Source organism: Rummeliibacillus sp. JY-2-4R (genome assembly GCF_053847205.1).
The window spans coordinates 955,345-977,872 of record NZ_CM132623.1 but is presented as its reverse complement, the minus strand read 5'-3'; the positions used below and the strand labels follow the sequence as shown (position 1 = coordinate 977,872).

Here is a 22,528-nt window from a genome sequence, read left to right as displayed (position 1 = left end):
CCACCTCCGATTATTTACCGATTTTAGCGTTATGGAATTTTTCCATGATTCCTTGTTCTGAGAACAAGTTACGAACAGTATCAGATGGTTTCGCACCATTTCCTAACCAAGCTAATGCTTTAGCTTCGTCAATTTTAACTTCTGCTGGAGAAGTTAGTGGATTGAAAGTACCGATTGTTTCGATTGAGCGACCGTCACGTGGTGAACGTGAGTCTGCTACTACGATACGATAGAAAGGAGATTTTTTAGCTCCCATACGTTTTAAACGAATTTTTACTGCCATTGTTTAATTGCACCTCCGAATAGTTTCACACAAGATAGTATAATAGCAAGCTTTGGATTGTTTGTAAAGTGTTTTTTCTTAACACACTTTATTTTAGCTTATTTTTTTTATTTAAACAAGGAATCTAAGCCAGGAAGTTTCATTTTCTTCTTTCCTTTTTGTGCCATACCTGTCATTTGTTTCATCATTTTTTTCATATCATCAAATTGTTTAATCAGACGGTTTACATCCTGAACGGACGAACCAGATCCTTTAGCAATCCGCTTTTTGCGACTTGCATTAATAATTTCAGGATTTGTTTTTTCAGCTGGAGTCATTGATAAAATAATCGCTTCAATATGACCGATATGTTTTTCGTCAATTTTAGCGTTTTCTAATCCTTTAATCTTATTAGCACCAGGTAGCATTTTTAATATTTCATCCAATGGTCCTAATTTTCTAACTTGGCCCATTTGTTCAAGGAAATCGTCTAATGTGAAGCTTTGTGTTTTGAATTTTTCTTCTAATTCTTTTGCTTTTTCAGCATCAACTGTTGCTTGTGCTTTTTCAATTAACGACATAACGTCGCCCATGCCTAGAATTCGAGAAGCCATACGTTCTGGGTGGAATGGTTCTAATGCATCCATTTTTTCACCCATACCAACAAATTTAATTGGTTTTTGTGTAACAGAGCGGATAGATAGCGCCGCACCACCACGAGTATCACCATCAAGTTTTGTTAATACAACCCCCGTAATACCGACTGCTTCATCAAAACTTTCGGCAACATTCACAGCATCTTGTCCTGTCATTGCATCAACGACTAAGAATACTTCGTCTGGTTCTTTTAATGCACGAATATCTTTTAACTCTTGCATAAGTTTTTCGTCTATATGTAGACGACCAGCAGTATCGATCAATACGACATCGTGGTGTTCTTCTTTTGCTTGTTCTATAGCTTGACGGACGATTTCAACCGGTGAAATGTCTGTACCTAGTGCAAAAACTGGTAATGATAGCTGTTTACCAAGTGTTTGTAATTGTTGTACTGCTGCAGGACGATAAACATCGGCTGCTACTAATAATGGCTTACGATTGTATTTTTTTCGTAAAATATTGGCCAATTTACCAGTTGTTGTTGTTTTACCAGCACCTTGTAAGCCGACCATCATAATAACAGTTGGTGGTCTTGTAGAAAACTTAATTTGACTTTGTTCTCCACCCATTAAATCTGTTAACTCTTCTTGCACGATTTTGATAACTTGTTGACCAGGTGTTAAGCTTTTCATAACGTCCTGACCTACTGCACGTTCACTTACTTTTTTTACAAAGGTTTTTACGACTTTCAAGTTAACATCGGCTTCAATTAAAGCAAATCGAACTTCACGCATCATTTCTTTTACGTCTTGTTCGCTTACTTTTCCTTTACCTTTAATCTTGTTAATCGTCCCTTGGAGTCGCTCCGCTAATCCTTCAAATGCCATGCTTGTCGCCTCCTAATCATATTGCTTTAACTGTTCGATAAGTGACAGCTGATCTTCTTTGTCTGAGTTTGCATCTGCTAAACTTTTTGTAAGCTTTTCAAGAATTTGTTGTCTGTTTTGAAATTTTCCGAAAAGTTGAAGTTTTTCCTCGTATTCTTCAAGCATTGATTCAGTTCTACGAATATTATCATAGACGGCTTGACGCGAAACATCATACGCTTCAGCAATCTCTCCAAGTGAAAGGTCATCTAGATAATAAAGTTGCATATAACTACGTTGTTTATCTGTTAATAATGCTTGATAAAAGTCAAAGAGAAAGTTCATGCGTGTTGTTTTTTCAAGTAGCATTAAGAAATCTCTCCTCATTTTTACATATTCTTCTGTATCATAAATATAAATACACATTCTGTCAAGTAAAAATACTTGTCTATTTTATTTGCAACATAAAAAAACGATTCGTAAAAAACTTTACGAATCGCTATATTACTAGTAATTATTCTTTTGTATTAGCTATTTGTTCATCTAGTGCATCGGCAAATAATCCATATACATAACGTTCAGAATCAAATGGTTGTAAATCATCCATTTGTTCCCCTAAGCCTACGAATTTAACAGGAATGTGCAATTTATTGCGAATTGCAAGTACAATACCACCTTTTGCAGTACCATCTAATTTAGTCAACACAATCCCTGTTACGTTTGTCGCTTCCTTAAAGATTTGAGCTTGTTGTAACGCATTTTGACCAGTTGTGGCATCTAGTGCTAGTAAAACTTCGTGTGGAGCCGACGGAATTTCCCGGGAAATGACACGATGAATCTTTTCAAGTTCGTTCATTAAATTTACTTTATTTTGTAAACGACCTGCCGTATCACAAATTAAAATATCTGCTTTACGGTTTTTAGCTGCACGAATAGCATCGTACATAACGGCAGCTGGATCAGATCCCTCGGATTGTTTAATTACTTCAACACCCACACGATCTCCCCATACTTGTAACTGATCAATAGCACCAGCACGGAATGTATCACCTGCTGCGAGAAGTACTGTTTTACCTTGTTGTTTGAAACGATGTGCTAATTTACCAATTGTAGTTGTTTTACCAACACCATTAACACCTACAAACAAAATAACAGTTAAATCTCCTTCTTGAATATTTAATTCCGTGATATCTTCTTCGCCTTGTTCATATATTTCCACTAGTTTTTCAGAGATTAATGCTTGAATGCCCTCTGTATCTTTAATATTTTTGCGTTGCACTTCAAAGCGTAACTTTTCGGTAAGCTCCATTACTGTTTCCATACCTACGTCAGCTTGCAATAGTAAATCTTCTAGTTCTTCAAAGAATTCTTCGTCAACATGTCGATAGCGGGCCACTAGATCATTCACTTTTGATGTAAATGAACTACGTGTTTTTGCTAAACCAGATTTAAATTTTTCTGTTATTGAAAATGCTGAAAATCCACGTTTTTGTTTTTCTTTTTTATCTTCTTCATCTTCAGTTTCTTCATCTTCATGGAGGTTTTCTTCCACTTCTTCTTGTTCAGGTTCTAGTGTTTCAGAAATGGATTCTGTAACATTTTCCTCAACTATCGTCTCTTCTACTTCGTTTGCTGGAACGACTACTGATTCTTCTACCTCTTCAAAATTTTCTACGTTTTCATTTTCTTTTTGATCAGGCCTTGGCCCACCCATTAACTTGTCTTTCATTCGCTTCAAAAAGCTCATGTTGTTTCGCTCCTTTGTCCTACGATGGAACAGCTACTTCCTGTTCTAATTTAACGGATACTAGTTTTGAAACACCTGATTCTTGCATCGTTATACCATATAATACATCTGCACCTTCCATTGTTCCTTTTCGGTGAGTAATAACGATGAATTGTGTTTCATTACTAAACTTTTTCAAATATTCACTATAACGAGCAACATTAGATTCGTCAAGAGCTGCCTCTACTTCGTCCAATATACAAAATGGAACAGGTCTTGTCTTTAAAATTGCAAACAATAATGCGATTGCGGTTAATGCTCTTTCTCCACCTGATAAAAGACTAAGTTTTTGAAGTTTTTTACCTGGTGGTTGTGCCACAATTTCAATCCCTGTTTCAAGTAAATTTTCTGGGTCTAGTAATTCTAAATCTGCAAACCCTCCACCAAATAGTTCCCTGAAAACTTGTTGGAAGTGCTCGCGGATATCAACGAAAGTTTCTCTAAAGCGATGAGTCATTTCTTCATCCATTTCACGAATTGCTTCATGCAATGTTTCTTGCGCTTCCATTAAATCACTACGTTGACTAGATAAGAATTGATGTCGTTCCGATACTGTAGCATATTCTTCAATAGCGCTAATATTAACCGTTCCTAGTTCTAATATTGATTGTTTTAACAATTTTACTTTACGTCTAGCTATGTCTACATCCATATCCAGTGAACTCTCAAGTACTGCTTCTTCGAATGTTAGTTCATAGTCTTTTTCAAGTTGTTTTGCCAAATTTTCATGTTCAACATCAAGTCGATTTATCTTCACTTCATAATTACGCAATCCATCAAGTAGCCCTTGATGTACACGTTGCAATTCCTTGAGTTCTATATCAGTTTCATCCACTTTTTGTTGTGCATTTGCCCGTATAAGTTTCGTTTGATTGACAGTTTGGACAAGCTCTTCTCTACGCTTTTGTAAATCTATTATTTTACTAGCAATCTCTTCTTCAGATGGACCATTTAAGTCTCCATCATTTGTTAACCATTCAATTTCTTTAATAAGATTTTCGACTTCTTCACTTGCTTGATCAAATTGAGAAGTGGCATCAGAAACAGCCAATCTAAGTTGGACAACTTGTTCATTCAAAACAGCTAATTCGGAACGTTTTAACGCATATTGCTCTTGTAATACATCACGTTCTGATTCGCTTTGTTGTTTTAAAATATTTAGCTCATCAACAGTATGATTAATCTCTTCTAACTCTTTAGCTAATTCATCTTTGCGAATTGTAAAGTTAGCTAACTGAGTTTCTAAAGAGGCTTTACGACCAGTTGCATCTTGTTGTTCATCACTAAATAAAGAAACACGCAAAGATAACCGTTTTGTCGTTCCTTCTAACTCACGGAGACGTGCGCTTAATTCTACTTCTTCAGAGCGTATTTCTTCACCTTGAATTCGCAATTGTTCTAGAAGCGTGGACTTACTTGCAACTTGATCCTTCCATTCTGAAACAACTTTTTCAGCTTTTTCAATAGATGATTGCATCTCAACAAGCTGACTAGTTAATTCTTCAAGTTCAGCTTTACGACTAAATAATGAAGCCTGCTGTTTAACAGACCCACCTGTTAATGAACCACCTGTATTAACTACATCCCCATCTAATGTAACTACTCGATATCTATAGCCACAAGCTTTCGCGATTTGAGAAGCACCTTGCAAATCCTTTGATACAAGAACATGACCAAGTAAGTTCTCTGCAATGGTTTGGAAAGCAGGATCAAATGTAGCTAGTTCATCAGCTGTATTGATAAATGATGGATGGTTAGAAATACTTTGTAATACACTGTTTGAAAGCTTACGTGATTTCATAACATTTTTTGGTAAGAATGTAGCACGTCCTGCACGTTGTTGTTTTAACCATGCAATTGCATTTCTTGCATCAGCATCTGTTTCAGTTACAACATGTTGCATCGCTGCACCAAGAGCTGTTTCAACTGCCTTAGCATATTGACCATCGACATGGATTAATTCAGCTACCGCACCATGAATACCTTGTAATTGTTTCTTTTCTCTTGCAACAAGAACTGCTTTAACCCCTTGATAAAATCCAGAAAAATCTGCTTCTAATTCTGCAAGTGTTTCTTGACGTGACTTCATTTGTTGTAAATGTTGATAGCCTTTAAAAAGCATCGCTTGTTGATCATCGTATTGTTTTCTCGCATGTTGAACTTCTAGTTGGCAATTTTTATATTCATCTAGCTTTTTTATAACCTGTTGTTCTACTTTTTTTAGTTTTTCTGCGACAAGTTGTTGTTCATGCTGCAATTCTTCAAGCTCTTTAACCATCTCCGATGACTGACTTGTCATCTTTACGGAGTTTTCGTTCTGTTCAGCTAATTGCTTTGTAATATTTTTTACTTCGTTTTTAACTGTTGCTTCTTCATTTAATCTATCGATATACGTATCTTTCCATTTATCGATTTCTGCTTCGATTTCTGAAGTAGAACGATTTAAATTATCTTCTAATTGTTTAACTGCTTTTTTTAGCATCTGCAACTCTTGCTGACGGACTGACAACTGTTGTTCTTTATCAGCTTTTACATTATTCCAGTTGTTACGGGAAGTTTCCGCTTTTTCAAGTGATTGTTGCAGTTTAGTAAGCTGAGCTGAAGCATTCATTCGTTTTTCAGCCATTAAAACTTTGCGGCCTTCAAATCGTTCAGCTTCAGCACTTACATCTACTAATTCATGTTGAGATTCATCTAATAAAGCATCTAATTCATTTAATTGTTTTCGAAGCATTGTAATAGTAGATTCTTTCTTTGCAATTTCAGTTGCATGAATCTGTTCTTTTGCAAATAGTTCCTGCTTTTCATTTACAACTTTCTCAATAGACAATTTTAGATTTTCTATATCATGAACTAATACAGCAATATCAATATCTTTTAATTCATTCGTCATCTTCAAGTAATCTTCTGCAGCAGATGCTTGAATATGTAATGGTTCGATCCGTTTATCTAACTCATGTAATATATCAAGCACACGGTGCAAATTATCATCTGTTTCAAATAATTTATGTTCTGCCTTTTTACGGCGTTGTTTATATTTTAGAACGCCGGCAGCTTCTTCAAAAATCGTACGCCTATCTTCTGGTCGGCTATTTAATATTTCATCAACTCGACCTTGTGAAATAATCGAGAATGCTTCTTTTCCTAATCCTGAATCTAAGAACAAATCTGTAATATCTTTTAATCGACATTGTTGTTTATTTAGCAAATACTCACTATCGCCAGAACGATAGACACGACGAGTAACGCTTACCTCATTGTATGGAATCGGCAAGCGTTCGTCTTCATTGTCTAAAATTAACGATACTTCTGCAAAATTAAGCGGTTTGCGAGAATCACTTCCGGCAAAAATGATATCTTCCATTTTTGAACCGCGAAGTGATTTAGCTGATTGTTCGCCGAGTACCCACCGAATCGCATCTGTAACGTTACTTTTACCACTACCGTTTGGACCAACAACAGCTGTAACGCCTGGTACAAAGTCTATACCAATTCGATCGGCAAAAGATTTAAAACCAATCACTTCAAGCCGTTTAAGGAACAAAATTAACCCTCCTGATTTTGAGCTAACTGCATTTTTAAAGCACGCATCGCGCATTGAGCTGCTTTTTGCTCTGCTTCTTTTTTAGATTTACCATCACCTACACCAAGTTCTTTGTCATTTAACATAACTTGTGAGACAAATGTACGGTTATGTGCTGGACCATTTTCTTTAATAATTTCGTATTGCAATGTACCTGAATTATTTTGTTGTACCATTTCTTGTAACTGACTTTTAAAGTCCATAACATGTGAAAAAGCACCGAGCTCAACTTTTGGAAAAACGACTTTTTCCAAAAAGCCCACAACTGTTTCTAAACCTTGGTCTAAGTATAGAGCACCTATAAACGCTTCAAAACAATCCGCAAGTAATGCTGGACGTTCACGACCACCTGTAATTTCTTCCCCTTTACCTAGCAATACATAATCACCAAAGTTTAATTCATTGGCAAATATTACTAGAGATGGTTCACAAACCATTGCTGCACGCAATTTAGTAAGTTCACCTTCACTCATCTTAGGGAATTTTAGGAATAAAAACTTAGAAACAGTTAGCTCAAGCACAGCATCACCTAAAAATTCAAGACGTTCATTATCTTCAAATGATTTACGACGATGTTCATTCACAAATGATGAATGTGTGAATGCATTATATAGCAGGTTCACATTATCAAAATGCAAATCTAACCGATCTTGTAATTCGGCGAATTTAATACGTGCTTGCTCAGAAATCGCGCCATTTTTTTGTGAGAGTCCTTGTATTCTCATCTTTATCAACCTTCTTATTCTCCATTTGGTACATATTCTAGTTTACCTTTTTCTTTCGCAATGTGCAAAAAATAAAAGGAACATCCTCTACAAGTATTGTAGAGGATGTTTGTTAAGTATCGCAATGTTTACAAAAAATTAGCCGATTTTGCTTTCGATAAAGCTAACTGCATCACCTACAGTTGCAATTTTTTCTGCATCCTCGTCATCAATTTGTAAATCAAATTCTTCTTCAAATTCCATTACTAATTCTACTACGTCTAATGAGTCCGCACCTAGATCATCACGGAAAGAAGCTTCTAGTTTCACTTCGCTTTCGTCAACGCCTAAACGGTCAACGACAACTTTAGTTACACGTTCGATTACTGTTGCCAAATTGTTCACCTCCCCTCAATGATTATACAAAAAACTAGTTTTAAAACAAGAGTAAAAAACTACATTACCATTCCGCCATCAACATGTAACGTTTGGCCTGTCATATAGCTTGAATCATCAGAAGCTAAAAATGCAACTACTTTTGCAACATCTTCTGGTTTTCCTAGTTTTGCTAAAGGTATTTGTGTTAGCATTTGAGCTTTAATCTCTTCAGGTAATTCTTCTGTCATTTCAGTATCAATAAAACCTGGTGCCACAGCATTCACGAAAATATTACGAGCAGCTAACTCTTTTGCAGACGTTTTAGTAAGTCCTATTACGCCTGCTTTAGCAGCAACATAGTTTGCTTGACCTGCATTTCCAGCAACTCCTACGATTGATGCAATATTGACGATTCGGCCTGCACGTTGTTTCATCATTTGTCGAGTTACCGCTTTAGTACAAAGGAAAACACCTTTTAGATTAGTATTCATTACAGCATCCCAATCCTCTTCTTTCATACGCATTAATAAGTTGTCTCGAGTGATTCCTGCGTTGTTTACTAAAATATCAAGTGAACCATAAGTATCGATTGTGGCTTTCATCAATGCGCTTACAGCATCTGCATCAGATACATCTGCTTGAACAGCAATTGCAGTGCCACCATTTGATTGAATTTCTGCTACAACAGCTTCTGCTTTTTCTTGGCTACCACTATAGTTTACAACGACTTTAGCGCCCAGTTCTGCTAAATGAAGTGCGATAGCACGACCAATTCCTCTTGAAGCGCCAGTAACAACTGCTACCTTATTTGTTAAATCTGCCATTTTAAGCCCACTCCTTTGCCGCTTCTAAAACTTGTTCAAACGTTGATTCATCATAAACGCAATATGTTTTTACTTTACGATCAACTTTTTTGATTAGTCCGCTTAAAACTTTACCAGGACCACACTCGATAAACACATCAACACCTTCACCAAGTAAAGTTCTCACAGAATCTTCCCATAGAACTGGTGAATACAATTGTTCAACTAGAAGATTTGGAATTATATCTTTAGAGGATACAGGCTGTGCGTTTACATTTGCCACAACTGGTACTGTAGCATCTTGCATTTTAATTTCAGCAAGCATTTGTTGAAGTTTACCTGCAGCTGGTTTCATTAATTCAGAGTGGAACGGACCACTTACTACTAATGGAATAGCACGTTTAGCTCCCGCTTCTTTTGCTTTTGCAGATGCTTCTTCTACACCTTTTGCTGTGCCTGAAATAACAATTTGACCAGGGCAATTTAAGTTTGCAAGTTGAACCGTTTCGCCTGTTGATGATACTTCATCTGTTACTTGTTTTAGAACGTCACGATCCAAACCTAAAATAGCAGCCATTGCTCCTTGGCCTGCGGGTACTGCTTCATTCATATATTTGCCACGATTATGTACTGCTTGTACACCATCAGCAAATGACATTACACCAGAAGTTACAAGCGCAGCATATTCACCTAGACTATGACCTGCAGTAAAATCGGGGTTAATCCCTGCTTGTTTTAACTTTTCAGCAATCATTACACCTGTTGTTAATAATGCAGGTTGTGCATGGTAAGTTAATGTTAGTTCTTCTTGTGGACCTTCTAACATTAATTTCGATAAATCGATACCTAAAAGTTTGTCGGCTTCGTCATAAAATTCTTTACAAGCAGGTTCTTTTGAAACAAATTCTTGTCCCATTCCTACAGTTTGTGAACCTTGCCCTGGAAATACAAAAGCAATTTTGGCCATGATTTTTCAAGTCCCCTTTGTCAAAGCTATTAAATAGAATTTATTTTTCGTTTTTTTGAATTTCACTTATCGTTGTATCAATGGTTGGACATACATTATGTTCAACCATTTTGCGTGCTTGGCGAATGGCACTAGCAAATGCTCTTGCGTTAGATGACCCATGCGCTTTAATTACAGGCGCTTTTAAGCCAAATAATGCGGCACCACCATATTCTGAGTAATCCATTTTGTTTTTTAACTCTAGTAAATTATTCTTCATCATTAAAGCAGCTATTTTTGATTTTGTAGAAGACATAAATGCCTCTTTAAGCATTTTGAACAAGCTGCCTGCAGTGCCTTCCAGAGTTTTTAATACCATATTTCCTGTGAAACCATCTGTTACAACAACATCAGCTGCATGATTTAATAATTCACGCGCTTCCACATTTCCAATGAAATTAATCGGTGCTTCTTTTAATAAAAGAAAAGCATGTTTAGTTAATTCATTTCCTTTTTTATCTTCTGTACCGATATTCAGTAAACCAATAGTTGGATTGTTAATCCCTCGGACTTGCTTTGCGTAAATACTACCCATAATTGCATATTGTACGAGATTTTCTGGTTTTGCATCAGCGTTAGAGCCTAAATCTAACATATCAAAACCACTGCCATCTAATGTTGGCAATGTTGAAGATAATGCTGGTCGATCAATACCATCGATTCGATGGACAATAAATAACCCAGCTGCCATTAAAGCACCTGTGTTACCGGCCGAAATACATGCATCCGCTTCGCCATTTGCAACAGCTTCTGCCATTTTAACCATTGAAGAATCTTTTTTACGACGAACTGCGCGAACAGGCTCATCTGTCCCTTCAATGGTTTCTTTGCAATCAATTACAGTAATACGACTTAAATCTTTTAAAAATGGTTGCATTTTTTCTTGTTGACCATATAGCAAAATTTCTAAATCATGTGATGCTTCTAACGCTTGATAAACTCCTTCAATAATGGCCTGCGGTGCATTGTCGCCGCCCATGCCATCTACTGCTAACTTCATTAACTTTCACCTTTACCTTTCGTTCGATACATTTCAAATTGTCCAGTAAAAACAGTGTTACCATCCACTGTAGAAGTTACGGTTACAAACGTACGGTTACGTTCATTGTCTTTGTCTGTTACAATTGCTTTTGAAATAACGCGTTGCCCTGATCGAACAGGTTTCAAGAAGTGAATATCACAATGGACTGTTAAAGCTAAATCATCATCTATAACAGCAACTGCTAAAGAATTCGCTTGTGCAAACAAGTGATGTCCTCTTGCAATACCGTTTCGTTGAAAAACATGTTCAACACCTACATCGAAGATAGATAAAGCACGTTCATCCAATTCAATATCAATAATTTCACCAATGACTTCGTCTATCGGTAAAGTTTTCACTTCATTTTCATAATGATTAGCGGCAACGTCTTTTATTCGTTCACGTAATTCTGGAATAGACAATTCCATACGATCCAGTCTTATTGTTTGAACACTTACATTAAACTTTGTTGCAAGTTGTTCATCAGTGACGAATGGGTTTTCTTGAATCGTTTGCTGTAATAATAGTTGACGTTCTTTCTTAGAGTACTTCATATTATTCATCGTCGCCCCTTAATATTAGCACTTGGTACTAATATCAGTATATAAATTAAAAAAAGAGAATGCAAGTGTTGTTTTTCTACTCAACCTCGCATTCCCTTCATTTAATCCATTCTTTCACCATCTAGAGCTCCTGATGATAGCAAGTTTTCACGTAATACTTGATAATCTTTATCCTGCCAAAATAAATCTGACTCAATCAGTTTAACAGCGTCTTGCCTTGCTACTTCTAACGCTCTATAATCATGTACCAAATCAGCCATCTTAAATTCAGGTAGGCCACTTTGTTTTTTTCCAAAGAAATCTCCTGGACCACGGAGTTCTAAGTCTTTTTCTGCTAAACGGAATCCATCGTTTGTTTCCGTCATCGAGATCATTCTTTCTTTGCCTTCTTCACTTTTCGGATCCGCAATTAATATGCAATATGATTGATGTTCACCTCGGCCCACACGACCACGCAATTGATGTAATTGTGCTAACCCAAAACGCTCGGCATCATAAATAATCATAAATGTTGCATTCGGAACATTCACACCAACTTCTACAACCGTGGTAGATACTAGAACATCTAGTTTTCCTTCACTAAATTCACGCATTACTGCATCTTTTTCACTCGAAGATAATCTGCCATGCATTATTCCTACTTTAAATTTTCCTTTAAACAATGTTGCTAATTGTTGATAAACTTCAACAGCATTTTGCACATCAAGCTTATCGGACTCTTCAATCAAGGGGCAAATAACATATGCTTGGCGTCCATTTGCAAGTTCATTCCCCAGCCTTGACAGAACTTGATTAAATTGTTCATTTTTGACCCAACGCGTTTCAATTTTTTTTCGTCCCGCTGGCATTTCATCGATAATTGAAACATCCATTTCTCCAAAAGCGGTAATTGATAAAGTACGAGGAATTGGTGTTGCAGTCATAAATAGTACATCTGGATTTTCGCCTTTTTCTCGTAATACACGGCGCTGTTCAACACCAAATCGATGTTGTTCATCTGTAATGACAAAACCTAATCTTTTAAATGTTACATCTGGTTGAATCAAAGCATGTGTACCAATCAGGATATCAATTTGTCCATTTTCCAATCTTTCCAATAACTCTCTTCTAGCTTTAGTTTTAATAGATCCAGAAAGTAAGGCTACTTCTACCCCGAATGGTCTTAACCATTCATCGAGTGATTCAGCATGCTGTTCAGCTAAAATTTCGGTAGGAGCCATTAAAGCACCCTGAAATCCTGCTGTGACAGCTGAATATAAACCGATTGCAGCTACAACTGTTTTCCCTGATCCTACATCACCTTGAAGTAGTCGATTCATGCGATGGGGTAAAAGTAAGTCACGTGAAATTTCATTGACAACACGCTTTTGAGCATTTGTTAGCTCATACGGAAGTGATTTGATAAACTCTCGAACTTTTTGTAAATCATAGTGAATTTCAATACCATGTTCCCCTTCACGGCGTGTCTTTCTCAATGCTTGTATTTTCAATTGGAACCGTAACAATTCTTCATAAACAAACCGACGTCTTGCTTGCTTTGCATGATTAGCATCTTTTGGAAAATGCACACCTTCTAATGATTCTGCAATTGAGAGTAGCTTATAATTATTTCTTATATGAGTAGGCAATGACTCTGGCAGACCATCTTTCACGTCATCTAATGCTTGTCTCATAAACTGACGGAATTTTTTTTGTGTAAGCTTTCCTTTCAAACTATAAACAGGTTCAAAATCTGCTTGGTCTGTTTTCGGTCCAAAAGAGACATTACTTCCGTTAATAACCTGGCGTCCTCTGTCCCATTTACCGGTTACTGTAACAATCGAGCCTTGCGATAATTTATTGCGTAAATAGCCTTGGTTAAAAAAAACAAGTTTGATTAAGTGGCGTCCAACAAGCATTTGTACTTGCAAACGCGATTTATTTTTACCTAAAAAAAGGACGGTTGGTTCGCTTTCAATCCGCCCTTCTACTGTTACTCTTTCGTTATGTGGTGTTTCAGCTAAATCTTTTAAGCGAAAATCTTCATGTCGATATGGAAACGTCCATATTAAATCATTGTATGTTTCGATTCCCATTGCACTCAATGTTTCGACAGTTGACTTTCCCACACCTTTTAACGCTGTAACTTGTTGCGATAAATCAGTCACGTTGTAACACGGCCCCACCAAAAATTTTAGCTTCAAGGGCTCTTGCTGTTGGTGTAGCTGCTAGACCTCCTTGAGCGGTCTCTTTTAATGCTACTGGCATGGTTTGTCCAATTCTGTACATAGCACCAATTACTTCATCAGTAGGGATACGGCTTGTAATACCCGCTAATGCCATATCAGCGGCTACCATAGCATTTGCTGCACCCATCGCATTTCGTTTTACACAAGGTACTTCTACAAGCCCTGCAACAGGATCACATACAAGTCCAAGCATGTTTTTTAATGAAATAGCGAAGGCATGAGAACTTTGAGAGGGTGTACCACCGGCCATTTCAACAATCGATGCTGCGGCCATTGCAGCTGCAGATCCTACTTCCGCTTGACAACCACCAGCTGCACCGGAAATAGATGCATTATTCGCTACTACAAATCCAAATGCTCCCGCAGTAAATAAAAAGCGAATCATTTGTTCTTCCGTTGGATTCAATTTGTTTTTAACAGCAAAAAGCGTTCCAGGTACAACCCCTGCAGAACCTGCTGTAGGTGTTGCACAAATTGTGCCCATTGCAGCATTTACTTCGTTTGTTGCAACAGCTTTACTTACAGCATCAAGCAGTAAATCACCTGATAAACCTTTGCCAGATTTTATATAATTTTGCATTAAAACTGCATCTCCGCCAGTTAAGCCCGTTACTGATTGAACACCTTTTAAACCTCTTTCAATAGCTTCTTCCATTACTTTGAGGTTATTAGACATTTGACTCATTATTTCTTCTCGGCTACGTTCTGACATTAACATCTCTTGTTCTATCATTATTTCTGATATTAATTTATTTTCTTTTTCTGCAAGTTCTACCAATTCTCTAACATTACGAAATAATGCTTCCATCTAATATTCCTCCTAGTTTTTAATGCGTGTTACCTTCGTAATATTCGGTAGAAGTTCGATTTCTTTTAAAATAGAAGTGTCGATATTTTGGTCAACCTCTATTACCATTAAAGCCATATTACCACGTTCTTTACGCGAAACTTCCATGTGTCCGATATTAATATTATGTTTAGCTAAGTTATTTGCAACATTTGCAATACATCCTGCCCGGTCGTCATGGACAACTAAAATAGCAGGCATTCCTCCAGATAATCGAAGTGGGAAACCATTCAATTCTGTAATTTCTATGGCACCTCCGCCGATTGATATACCAACCATTGACATTTCCATGTCATCATCGCCGATGACAATTCTTGCCGTATTAGGATGTTCGGTATGGTCTGTTTCTGGTATAAATTCAAAAGTTAAACCAGCATCTTCTGCATCTTTAAATGCAGTTTTTATTCTTTCATCAAAAGTATCATAATCGAGTAATCCACCAATGATTGCTACATCTGTTCCGTGGCCTTTATAAGTATCAGCGAAGGAACCATATAAGTAAATTTTAGCCCATTTTGGTTGGCGTCCAAATAAATCTCTCGCAACACGACCAATTCTAGCAGCTCCGGCTGTATGGGACGAAGATGGCCCTATCATGACAGGACCGATAATATCAAAAACTGAAGTAAATTTCATTATTTCACCCCATCGTTTATTTAATAGAATTCTAAACTCATATTACACGAATAATGTGGTTAGTATCAAATTTTTAAAGCAAACGACTTTCGATACATCATTTTCATCAAAAGATGTAAAATGATGTAATCTATTAATTCGTTCCTACACTTTTAATGTACCATTACAATCTAAATCTTGCACAAAAAGTGTTGTAGAAACAATATAAAAAAACGACCGAGCCTTTTAGTCTCAGTCGTTTTAGTTAGTTTATATAATCGATTATTCTACTGAAATAATGTATGGGTAAAGAGGTTGTTTGCCTTCATGAACCTCTACTTCAACATCCGGATATGTTTCCTCGATAAATTCTACATATTCATCTACAGCTTCTTTTGCTACATCTTGGCCATAAAGTACTGTAACAATTTCAGCATCCTCATCAATCATATCGCTAATTAGTAACTCAGATGCTACTTTTAATGACGGAGTAGCTTGAATGATCTTATTTTCTTTGATTGCCATGAAATCATCTTTGTGAATTTCAACTCCATCAATTGAAGTATCTCGTACGGCAAATGTAATTTGACCTGATTTTACGTTAGCAAATGCATTAGTCATATGTTGCTTGTTTTCTTCAACTGATAATTCTTTGTTAAAAGCAAGAATAGCGGATAAACCTTGAGGTATTGTTTTAGTTGGTACGACAGCCGCTTCAATGTTTAATAACTCAGCAGCTTGTTCTGCAGCCATAACGATGTTCTTATTATTTGGCAAGATTAATACCTTTTCTGCCCCTAACTCTTGAATAGCATTGACGATATCTTCAGTTGAAGGGTTCATAGTTTGTCCGCCCTCGATTACATATGAAGCACCAACACTTTCTAGAAGTTCAGCAATACCTTCACCCATTGCAACTGTTACAATTGCATATGGTTGCTTTTTAATTTCTTTTTTTGCAGTTTTTATGGCATCTTCTTTATGATGTTCTTCCCCTACAATTGCTGAATGTTGAAGTCGCATATTATCCACTTTTACTTTTACTAAGCTTCCGTATTGTTGACCATAAGAAATAACTTCCCCTGGTGTTTCTGAGTGTACGTGAATTTTCACAACTTCATCATCAGAAATTACTAGAAGTGAATCACCAAATTTACTCATATCTTCTCGGAATGCTGATTCATCAAATGGTTTTCTATCATTTTCAAAGCGAACCATAAATTCTGTGCAATAACCATATACGATTTCTGAAGTATCTATGAAATCTTGAGCTTTATGATGTTCTGCGTTTACAAGGTCTTCAATTGAGTCAACTTTTGTTGCAGATGGAATTTCTTCACCTTTTAATGCAGCTAAAAAGCCTTCATACACAAATACTAAACCTTGACCACCACTATCAACTACTCCAACTTCTTTTAGAACTGGTAATAACTCGGGTGTTTTAGCCAAGGCGTCTTTTGCGGCATTTAAAAGCGCTTCCATAACAACAATTATATCATCGTCTGTTTTAGCAACTTCTACTGCTTTTTCGGATGCAGCGCGGGCAACTGTAAGAATTGTTCCCTCAACAGGCTTCATTACAGCTTTATACGCTGTTTCAACTCCACTTTGAAATGCTTGTGCAAATTTTGTTGCATCTAGTTCATCTTCTTTTTCAATAGCTTTACCAAATCCGCGGAATAATTGAGATAAGATTACACCTGAGTTACCTCGAGCTCCCATCAATAATCCTTTTGATAATGCTTGAGCAGTTTTACCAATACTCGCTGTTTTATTAGCTGCAGTTTCCTTCGCACCTGATGTCATCGATAAATTCATATTCGTACCTGTATCACCATCTGGTACAGGGAATACGTTTAAAGAATCGACATATTCCGCATTTTGAGATAAATGGTTTGATCCAGCTTGTACCATTTCCGCGAATTTAATCCCGTCTAACGACTTCATTTGAATAAGTTCCTCCTCTTACAGGTTCGCAACGCGAACACCTTGCACATAGATATTAACCGAATTGACTGACATTCCAAGTGTTTTATCTAGTGTATATTTTACTTTTGATTGTACTTGATAAGCTACTTCTGAAATCTTAGTACCGTAACTTATTATGACATACATATCTATATGTAGATCTTCACCTTCTTGGCGTACAATTACTCCTTTTGCAAAATTCTCTTTGCGCAGGATATCAGTTAAGCCATCACGAATTTGATGTTTGCTAGCCATGCCCACAATTCCATAACATTCAATTGCAGATCCACCAGCAATTTGTGCTACAACATCATTTGAGATATCAATACGACCGAATTCGTTCTTCAATTCTACTGACATTAAAATGCCTCCTGATTTCTTTTTGACTATCTCATATTGTACTATACAAACTTCGATTATAAAAGAAAGCTTCTATTTCGTCTATTTTAGACTGTAAAGGTTTTTTTCTTGAAAGTCTAGCGAAATGAGTTGCAATGAATAAAAGTGTGTGTTAAATTATTAAAGTATGTGAAATACCGAAGTGAAATATAAATCTTCAACTTCTTTATGAGGAGGGAATTAATATGCCAAAACAATGTGTCATTACTGGACGTAAAGCTGTGTCTGGTAACAACCGTTCTCACGCTATGAATGCTAACAAACGTACTTGGGGTGCTAACCTTCAAAAAGTTCGTATCTTAGTAAACGGCAAACCTAAACGTGTATGGGTTTCTGCTCGTGCATTAAAATCAGGTAAAGTTGAACGCGTTTAATCGTTCATTTAAAAACGCCAAGTTGAATTTTCAACTCGGCGTTTTTATTTTTTATAAAATGTCTTTTAAAAATGATTACATAAACTACGTCACTAGTATAAATAAAGAAGATAAAACAAACAGTTTACAAAAAAGCAAGATTATTCACTTGGAGAATATACCTTTTTTCATAGGTTTAAGCGACAGGAAGACGATTGTCAACCTGCCGCTTTTTCTTTCTTCTTCTTTTTACTCACAGCGGCTGTTTTTTTTGAATCCGAGGGATCATTTGAGACCATTTGTAAACAAAAACGCGCAAAACTACTAACTACCTTTGGTAATTGAAATGTGTATACTTTCATTTGGTCACTCCTTATCATCAGTACTTCTTATCATTAAGCATATGCCCTTTGAAAACGAAATAGACGCATATTCACCTACTATTTCATTACTTGTAAAACGTGTAGTTCCAATATCAATTATTTCATCTGTCGTCTCGTACAGTACATTTCGTAATGTGACATCTGTTACAACATCACGAAACGCAAAGAACGATAGATATTTGAAATAATGATCTGCTACTATTCTATGTTGTCCTGGCAATAAAAATTGCAAACAATTTAATTTATTTATCATTTTTATTTGAATAGTTGGATGCATTTTTTGCATGCGATATAGTATGTGCAGATTTGCTTGGTAATGATCCAATCGACCACCTGTAACACCCGTAATAATAATTTCAGTTGGATTAAATTCTAAAGCCCTGTAGATTGCTAATTCAGTGTCTGTTTCATCCTTTTCTGGAATGTGACGTTCAATATTTTGGACGCGCTCTTGAACCAATTGCCACTCCCGAGTATTTAGTGAATCAAAATCACCTACTGCTAAATCTGGAGTAATCCCCAAGTTTAGTAAGTAAATTGTACCGTGATCAGCACCGATATATTTAGCATCATTGAAAGAAAGGAGGAAATCGCTTGTAACGATTTCCTCCTCAGGTCCCCCTGCACAAATAACAACGATTGTCATCGTATTGCTTGTTCTCCAGCAGTGAGGATATTTTGTAATGCTACTTTACGATCAACAGAACCATATATAGCAGATCCTGCAACGAAAATTGTGGCCCCTGCTTGAGCGCATGGTACGATGGTTTCCGAATTAATACCACCATCAATTTCGATTTCAACATGTAGATTCTTTTCTTTAATTATTGTAGATAATTCTGCAATTTTCGGTACAACTGACTGTATAAATTTCTGACCCCCAAAACCTGGGTTTACTGTCATTAATAAAACTAAGTCTACATCTTCTAATATATGCTTAATCGATTCAATTGGTGTATGTGGATTTAACACTACACCTGGTTTAACACCTAAAGAACGGATTAATTGAATCGTGCGATGTAAATGGCGGCATGCTTCAACATGTACAGTAATATAGTCTGCCCCAGCTTTGGCAAAGTCTTCAATATATTGATCTGGATTTTCAATCATTAAATGGACATCCAATGGTAAATCTGTTACTGGTCGCAATGCTTCAACGACAATTGGCCCCATTGTAATATTAGGAACAAAATGACCGTCCATAACATCAATATGGATTAGTTTTGCGCCTGCTTCTTCCACTTCTTTTACTTCATCTGCTAATTTAGAAAAATTAGCTGCTAAAATAGATGGTGCAATTTGAATCATTGTTAGTACCTCGGCTTTCTTTCTATAATCTCAGTTAAAAATTGCAAATAGTGATCATATCGGTATTGATTTACTGTTCCATCTTCAACAGCTTGCTTTATAGCACATTTTGGTTCTTTAAGATGCAAACACCCACGGAATTTGCAGTGCTCTGATAGGGCAAAGAACTCTGGAAAACATTGAGTTAACTCTTCTTTTTCAATTTTCTCAAAATCAAAAGAACTAAATCCAGGTGTATCGGCAATTAGCCCACTTGCAACTTCTATCAGTTCAACGTGACGGGTTGTATGCTTACCTCGGCCAAGCGCTTCAGAAATATTGCCTGTTTTTAATTCCAATGCTGGCATAATTGTATTAAGTAGAGTGGATTTACCGACACCTGATTGACCTGCTAATACAGTCGTTTTTCCCTGTAATAATGGTGTCATTTTATCGATCAAGTCAGAGTCACCTTTAAAAGTCTCAATTATTTTATAACCAATACTCTCATAGTCAGCTTTGTATTTTGAAATTTCTTGTTTTTCTTGATCGGTTAATAAATCTATTTTTGTTAAACAAATAATTGGATGTACATGAAACGATTCTAATACAACCAAAAAACGGTCAAGTAAAATGGTACTAAATGATGGCTCTTTTGTTGAAAACACAAGAATTGCCTGATCAATATTCGCTACTGGTGGGCGTATAAGTTCATTTTGGCGATTCTTGATTGCTGTAATGGTTCCATCGTTATCGCCTTCCACTTCATACTCTACGAAATCTCCTACAAGTGGAGTTATCCCTTTATTACGAAAGACACCTCTTCCACGGCATTGAATGAGGTTACTACCGTCTTGAACATAATAAAAACCACTTAAAGCTTTTCGAATTTGGCCATTTGCCATTTGTTTCCTCCTTAATGTAAATCCTCGTAATTGATCGTTTCGTCAAATAATAATTGATCGTCACGCATTACACGATAAATAGCTTTTTGTCCTTCTTCAATTTCAAATTGTAACTGCTTTTCTTGGGTTGAATACAATTGGAACTCTTGATTTACATCTGCAATAGAATGGTTACGGTCTTGAATATAAATACGAACTTGTTGTGGTTCGCCTTCGACCTTGGGTTCATACGGAATTGTGATTTTTTTCACATAAGTTTTAACTGCTTTCTCTTTTACCCCTTTAGATAGTTCAACTTCTATTGTGCTTCCCATATCCACTGTTTCACCCGCTTTTGGCGTTTGAGAGATAACTTGTCCTTTTGGTACCGTGTCCGAATATTTTTCTCTACTAATATGGATGTTGAAACCCGAATTTTTTGCATACGTATTTAATGCACTTTCATCATAACCAAGTAAGCTTGCAACAGTAGCCTGCTCTACCCCCTTACTTACGGTAAGTGTCATGACAGTTTCTTTTGGAATCACCTTTTCGCCTTCTTCAGGTGATTGTTTGATAATCGTACCTACAGTTTCATCTGAGTACGTTTCTTCGATTTTAACGTCTTTAAAGCCCTGATTTGAAATAAGTTTTTGCACTTGATCAATATTTCGGCCTACGTAATTTGGTACATCAATTTTTTTGGGACCTTCGCTAATAATGAGGTCAATTTTAGTTTCTTTTGTCCGTTCTTTTCCTGCTTCTGGGGTTGTAGCAATTACATGATTTTCATCAATATCATCTGAATTTTGTTTTGTTTGATCCCCAATAACAAATCCTGCATCTTCTAATGTACTAATGGCCTTTTCGACCTCTTGATTTGTCACATCAGGAATTGCAAATTTCTTTTCGCTAAATAAATCTGGATAAAAGAATAAGACACTTAAGAAAACTAGCAATAAGAAAATCAGTACTCCCAAAAGAATAATCCCTTTTTTCTTTTTACCTTTTTTCTTGACTGGCTTTTCCTCTATCTGCTCTTTGCTTTTCACAGGTAATGCTTTTGTTTTCTCTAAATCTTGATCTTCTTCATCTTGTTGTTCTTTTATAGCGGGTATTAGCTTTGTAACATCATCATCAACTGGGGTATGGAATTTTGCCTCTTGACTTCTTTCCTCAGACAATACAGTTTCTAAATCCTCTTCCATTTCTTCTACTGATGCATATCGATGAAGTGGATCTTTAGCAGTTGCTTTTAAAACAACATTTTCTAGACTTTGAGGAATAGATGGTACAATTGCGCGAACAGATGGTGTTTCAGATTGTAAATGTTTTAAGGCAATTGCAACAGCTGATTCCCCAGAAAACGGTAGATGACCAGTTAATAACTCATAAAGCACAATTCCTAATGAATAAATGTCAGACTTTTTGGTTGCAGTACCCCCACGAGCCTGTTCCGGAGATAAGTAATGCACTGTTCCTAATACTGAATTGGTTCTTGTAAAAGAGGTATCTTCTAATGCCATTGCAATACCAAAATCCGTAATTTTAACATTGTCATTTTCATCCATCAAAATGTTTTGGGGTTTAATATCTCTATGGATAATTTGATTTTGATGGGCATGGGCAATACCAGAAGTTAGTTGCTTCATGATATCTACACATTTTGTAGCAGACAATGGGGCATATTTTTGTATGTATTGTTTTAACGTTTGCCCTTTTACATATTCCATTACTAGATAATGCATATCACCATCTTCACCAACATCATAAATACTTACAATATTAGGATGTGTAAGACTAGTGGCTGATAAAGCCTCTCGCTGAAAACGACGATGCATCTCTTGTTCATTTGAAAAATTATAATGTAAAATTTTCATTGCTACATCGCGATCTAATATCATATCGTGAGCTAAGTAGACATTAGACATGCCACCGCCACCAATGACGTCGAGAATTTTATAGCGTCCACTGATTCTCTTTCCAACGAGCATC

At 36.4% G+C, this 22,528-nt stretch carries 22 protein-coding genes; 1 reads left to right on the top strand and 21 read right to left on the bottom strand.

The window, feature by feature from the left end; translation table 11 throughout:
* Positions 1-10: 10 nt before the first annotated feature.
* The 16 genes from rpsP to ACWV26_RS04440 form a co-directional block, all read right to left on the bottom strand.
* Positions 11-283 carry a 30S ribosomal protein S16 gene (gene rpsP, locus ACWV26_RS04515; protein ID WP_455897183.1) on the bottom strand — a complete coding sequence of 91 codons (273 nt, stop codon included), beginning with the start codon at positions 281-283 and terminating at the stop codon, positions 11-13.
* Positions 284-390: 107 nt separating this feature from the next.
* Positions 391-1,746, bottom strand: coding sequence for a signal recognition particle protein (ffh, locus tag ACWV26_RS04510; protein ID WP_455897182.1), 1,356 nt, complete (start codon positions 1,744-1,746; stop codon positions 391-393).
* Between the two features lie 12 nt (positions 1,747-1,758).
* A complete protein-coding gene (locus tag ACWV26_RS04505; RefSeq protein ID WP_455897181.1) occupies positions 1,759-2,094 on the bottom strand; it encodes a putative DNA-binding protein in 336 nt (111 codons plus the stop codon).
* Positions 2,095-2,239: 145 nt separating this feature from the next.
* Positions 2,240-3,472 (bottom strand): signal recognition particle-docking protein FtsY, encoded by a 1,233-nt coding sequence (gene ftsY / locus ACWV26_RS04500; RefSeq protein WP_455897180.1) that lies wholly within the window; start codon positions 3,470-3,472, stop codon positions 2,240-2,242.
* 19 nt (positions 3,473-3,491) lie between these two features.
* Positions 3,492-7,055 carry a chromosome segregation protein SMC gene (smc, locus tag ACWV26_RS04495; RefSeq protein WP_455897179.1) on the bottom strand — a complete coding sequence of 1,188 codons (3,564 nt, stop codon included), beginning with the start codon at positions 7,053-7,055 and terminating at the stop codon, positions 3,492-3,494.
* Positions 7,056-7,057: 2 nt separating this feature from the next.
* Positions 7,058-7,819, bottom strand: a complete 762-nt coding sequence (gene rnc / locus ACWV26_RS04490; protein ID WP_455897178.1) for a ribonuclease III — start codon at positions 7,817-7,819, stop codon at positions 7,058-7,060.
* A gap of 138 nt (positions 7,820-7,957) precedes the next feature.
* Positions 7,958-8,194, bottom strand: a complete 237-nt coding sequence (locus ACWV26_RS04485) for an acyl carrier protein (RefSeq protein ID WP_455897177.1) — start codon at positions 8,192-8,194, stop codon at positions 7,958-7,960.
* A gap of 59 nt (positions 8,195-8,253) precedes the next feature.
* Positions 8,254-9,000: a 3-oxoacyl-[acyl-carrier-protein] reductase gene (gene fabG / locus ACWV26_RS04480; protein WP_455897176.1), complete on the bottom strand. Its 747-nt coding sequence runs from the start codon at positions 8,998-9,000 to the stop codon at positions 8,254-8,256.
* 1 nt (position 9,001) lies between these two features.
* A complete protein-coding gene (fabD, locus tag ACWV26_RS04475) occupies positions 9,002-9,946 on the bottom strand; it encodes an ACP S-malonyltransferase (protein WP_455897175.1) in 945 nt (314 codons plus the stop codon).
* Positions 9,947-9,986: 40 nt separating this feature from the next.
* A complete protein-coding gene (gene plsX, locus ACWV26_RS04470; RefSeq protein ID WP_455897174.1) occupies positions 9,987-10,985 on the bottom strand; it encodes a phosphate acyltransferase PlsX in 999 nt (332 codons plus the stop codon).
* Positions 10,985-11,560: a transcription factor FapR gene (gene fapR, locus ACWV26_RS04465; RefSeq protein ID WP_455898174.1), complete on the bottom strand. Its 576-nt coding sequence runs from the start codon at positions 11,558-11,560 to the stop codon at positions 10,985-10,987. Before fapR ends, plsX begins: the two co-directional genes overlap by 1 nt.
* 110 nt (positions 11,561-11,670) lie before the next feature.
* Positions 11,671-13,716, bottom strand: coding sequence for an ATP-dependent DNA helicase RecG (recG, locus tag ACWV26_RS04460; RefSeq protein ID WP_455897173.1), 2,046 nt, complete (start codon positions 13,714-13,716; stop codon positions 11,671-11,673).
* Positions 13,709-14,605: an L-serine ammonia-lyase, iron-sulfur-dependent, subunit alpha gene (gene sdaAA, locus ACWV26_RS04455; RefSeq protein ID WP_455897172.1), complete on the bottom strand. Its 897-nt coding sequence runs from the start codon at positions 14,603-14,605 to the stop codon at positions 13,709-13,711. Before sdaAA ends, recG begins: the two co-directional genes overlap by 8 nt.
* Before the next feature lie 12 nt (positions 14,606-14,617).
* Positions 14,618-15,280, bottom strand: coding sequence for an L-serine ammonia-lyase, iron-sulfur-dependent subunit beta (gene sdaAB, locus ACWV26_RS04450; RefSeq protein ID WP_455897171.1), 663 nt, complete (start codon positions 15,278-15,280; stop codon positions 14,618-14,620).
* Between the two features lie 261 nt (positions 15,281-15,541).
* Positions 15,542-17,206: a DAK2 domain-containing protein gene (locus tag ACWV26_RS04445; RefSeq protein WP_455897170.1), complete on the bottom strand. Its 1,665-nt coding sequence runs from the start codon at positions 17,204-17,206 to the stop codon at positions 15,542-15,544.
* A gap of 18 nt (positions 17,207-17,224) precedes the next feature.
* Positions 17,225-17,587, bottom strand: coding sequence for an Asp23/Gls24 family envelope stress response protein (locus ACWV26_RS04440; RefSeq protein WP_455897169.1), 363 nt, complete (start codon positions 17,585-17,587; stop codon positions 17,225-17,227).
* 224 nt (positions 17,588-17,811) lie between these two features.
* Between ACWV26_RS04440 and rpmB the strand changes: the two genes are divergently transcribed.
* On the top strand, positions 17,812-18,000 hold the full coding sequence (rpmB, locus tag ACWV26_RS04435; protein ID WP_397537474.1) for a 50S ribosomal protein L28: 189 nt from the start codon (positions 17,812-17,814) through the stop codon (positions 17,998-18,000).
* A 197-nt stretch (positions 18,001-18,197) separates the two neighbouring features.
* Here the strand turns inward: rpmB and spoVM are convergent, their stop codons facing one another.
* The 5 genes from spoVM to pknB are packed head-to-tail and all read right to left on the bottom strand — an operon-like array spanning position 18,198 to position 22,527.
* Positions 18,198-18,341: a stage V sporulation protein SpoVM gene (gene spoVM, locus ACWV26_RS04430; protein WP_455897168.1), complete on the bottom strand. Its 144-nt coding sequence runs from the start codon at positions 18,339-18,341 to the stop codon at positions 18,198-18,200.
* Positions 18,342-18,345: 4 nt separating this feature from the next.
* Positions 18,346-19,008: a thiamine diphosphokinase gene (locus ACWV26_RS04425; RefSeq protein WP_455897167.1), complete on the bottom strand. Its 663-nt coding sequence runs from the start codon at positions 19,006-19,008 to the stop codon at positions 18,346-18,348.
* Positions 19,005-19,670 carry a ribulose-phosphate 3-epimerase gene (gene rpe, locus ACWV26_RS04420; RefSeq protein WP_455897166.1) on the bottom strand — a complete coding sequence of 222 codons (666 nt, stop codon included), beginning with the start codon at positions 19,668-19,670 and terminating at the stop codon, positions 19,005-19,007. Before rpe ends, ACWV26_RS04425 begins: the two co-directional genes overlap by 4 nt.
* Before the next feature lie 2 nt (positions 19,671-19,672).
* The gene (gene rsgA / locus ACWV26_RS04415; RefSeq protein ID WP_455897165.1) at positions 19,673-20,554 is read right to left on the bottom strand and encodes a ribosome small subunit-dependent GTPase A; all 882 of its coding nucleotides are present in this window, start codon (positions 20,552-20,554) and stop codon (positions 19,673-19,675) included.
* Between the two features lie 11 nt (positions 20,555-20,565).
* Positions 20,566-22,527: a Stk1 family PASTA domain-containing Ser/Thr kinase gene (pknB, locus tag ACWV26_RS04410; protein ID WP_455897164.1), complete on the bottom strand. Its 1,962-nt coding sequence runs from the start codon at positions 22,525-22,527 to the stop codon at positions 20,566-20,568.
* Position 22,528 lies beyond the last annotated feature (1 nt).

Bases quoted from the DNA above. Each gene is read 5' to 3' on its own strand.
- rpsP (WP_455897183.1), bottom strand. From the start codon at position 283: ATGGCAGTAAAAATTCGTTTAAAACGTATGGGAGCTAAAAAATCTCCT.
- ffh (WP_455897182.1), bottom strand. From the start codon at position 1,746: ATGGCATTTGAAGGATTAGCGGAGCGACTCCAAGGGACGATTAACAAG.
- ACWV26_RS04505 (WP_455897181.1), bottom strand. From the start codon at position 2,094: ATGCTACTTGAAAAAACAACACGCATGAACTTTCTCTTTGACTTTTAT.
- ftsY (WP_455897180.1), bottom strand. From the start codon at position 3,472: ATGAGCTTTTTGAAGCGAATGAAAGACAAGTTAATGGGTGGGCCAAGG.
- rnc (WP_455897178.1), bottom strand. From the start codon at position 7,819: ATGAGAATACAAGGACTCTCACAAAAAAATGGCGCGATTTCTGAGCAA.
- fabG (WP_455897176.1), bottom strand. From the start codon at position 9,000: ATGGCAGATTTAACAAATAAGGTAGCAGTTGTTACTGGCGCTTCAAGA.
- fabD (WP_455897175.1), bottom strand. From the start codon at position 9,946: ATGGCCAAAATTGCTTTTGTATTTCCAGGGCAAGGTTCACAAACTGTA.
- plsX (WP_455897174.1), bottom strand. From the start codon at position 10,985: ATGAAGTTAGCAGTAGATGGCATGGGCGGCGACAATGCACCGCAGGCC.
- fapR (WP_455898174.1), bottom strand. From the start codon at position 11,560: ATGAAGTACTCTAAGAAAGAACGTCAACTATTATTACAGCAAACGATT.
- sdaAA (WP_455897172.1), bottom strand. From the start codon at position 14,605: ATGGAAGCATTATTTCGTAATGTTAGAGAATTGGTAGAACTTGCAGAA.
- sdaAB (WP_455897171.1), bottom strand. From the start codon at position 15,280: ATGAAATTTACTTCAGTTTTTGATATTATCGGTCCTGTCATGATAGGG.
- ACWV26_RS04445 (WP_455897170.1), bottom strand. From the start codon at position 17,206: ATGAAGTCGTTAGACGGGATTAAATTCGCGGAAATGGTACAAGCTGGA.
- ACWV26_RS04440 (WP_455897169.1), bottom strand. From the start codon at position 17,587: ATGTCAGTAGAATTGAAGAACGAATTCGGTCGTATTGATATCTCAAAT.
- rpmB (WP_397537474.1), top strand. From the start codon at position 17,812: ATGCCAAAACAATGTGTCATTACTGGACGTAAAGCTGTGTCTGGTAAC.
- spoVM (WP_455897168.1), bottom strand. From the start codon at position 18,341: ATGAAAGTATACACATTTCAATTACCAAAGGTAGTTAGTAGTTTTGCG.
- ACWV26_RS04425 (WP_455897167.1), bottom strand. From the start codon at position 19,008: ATGACAATCGTTGTTATTTGTGCAGGGGGACCTGAGGAGGAAATCGTT.
- rpe (WP_455897166.1), bottom strand. From the start codon at position 19,670: ATGATTCAAATTGCACCATCTATTTTAGCAGCTAATTTTTCTAAATTA.
- rsgA (WP_455897165.1), bottom strand. From the start codon at position 20,554: ATGGCAAATGGCCAAATTCGAAAAGCTTTAAGTGGTTTTTATTATGTT.
- pknB (WP_455897164.1), bottom strand. From the start codon at position 22,527: ATGCTCGTTGGAAAGAGAATCAGTGGACGCTATAAAATTCTCGACGTC.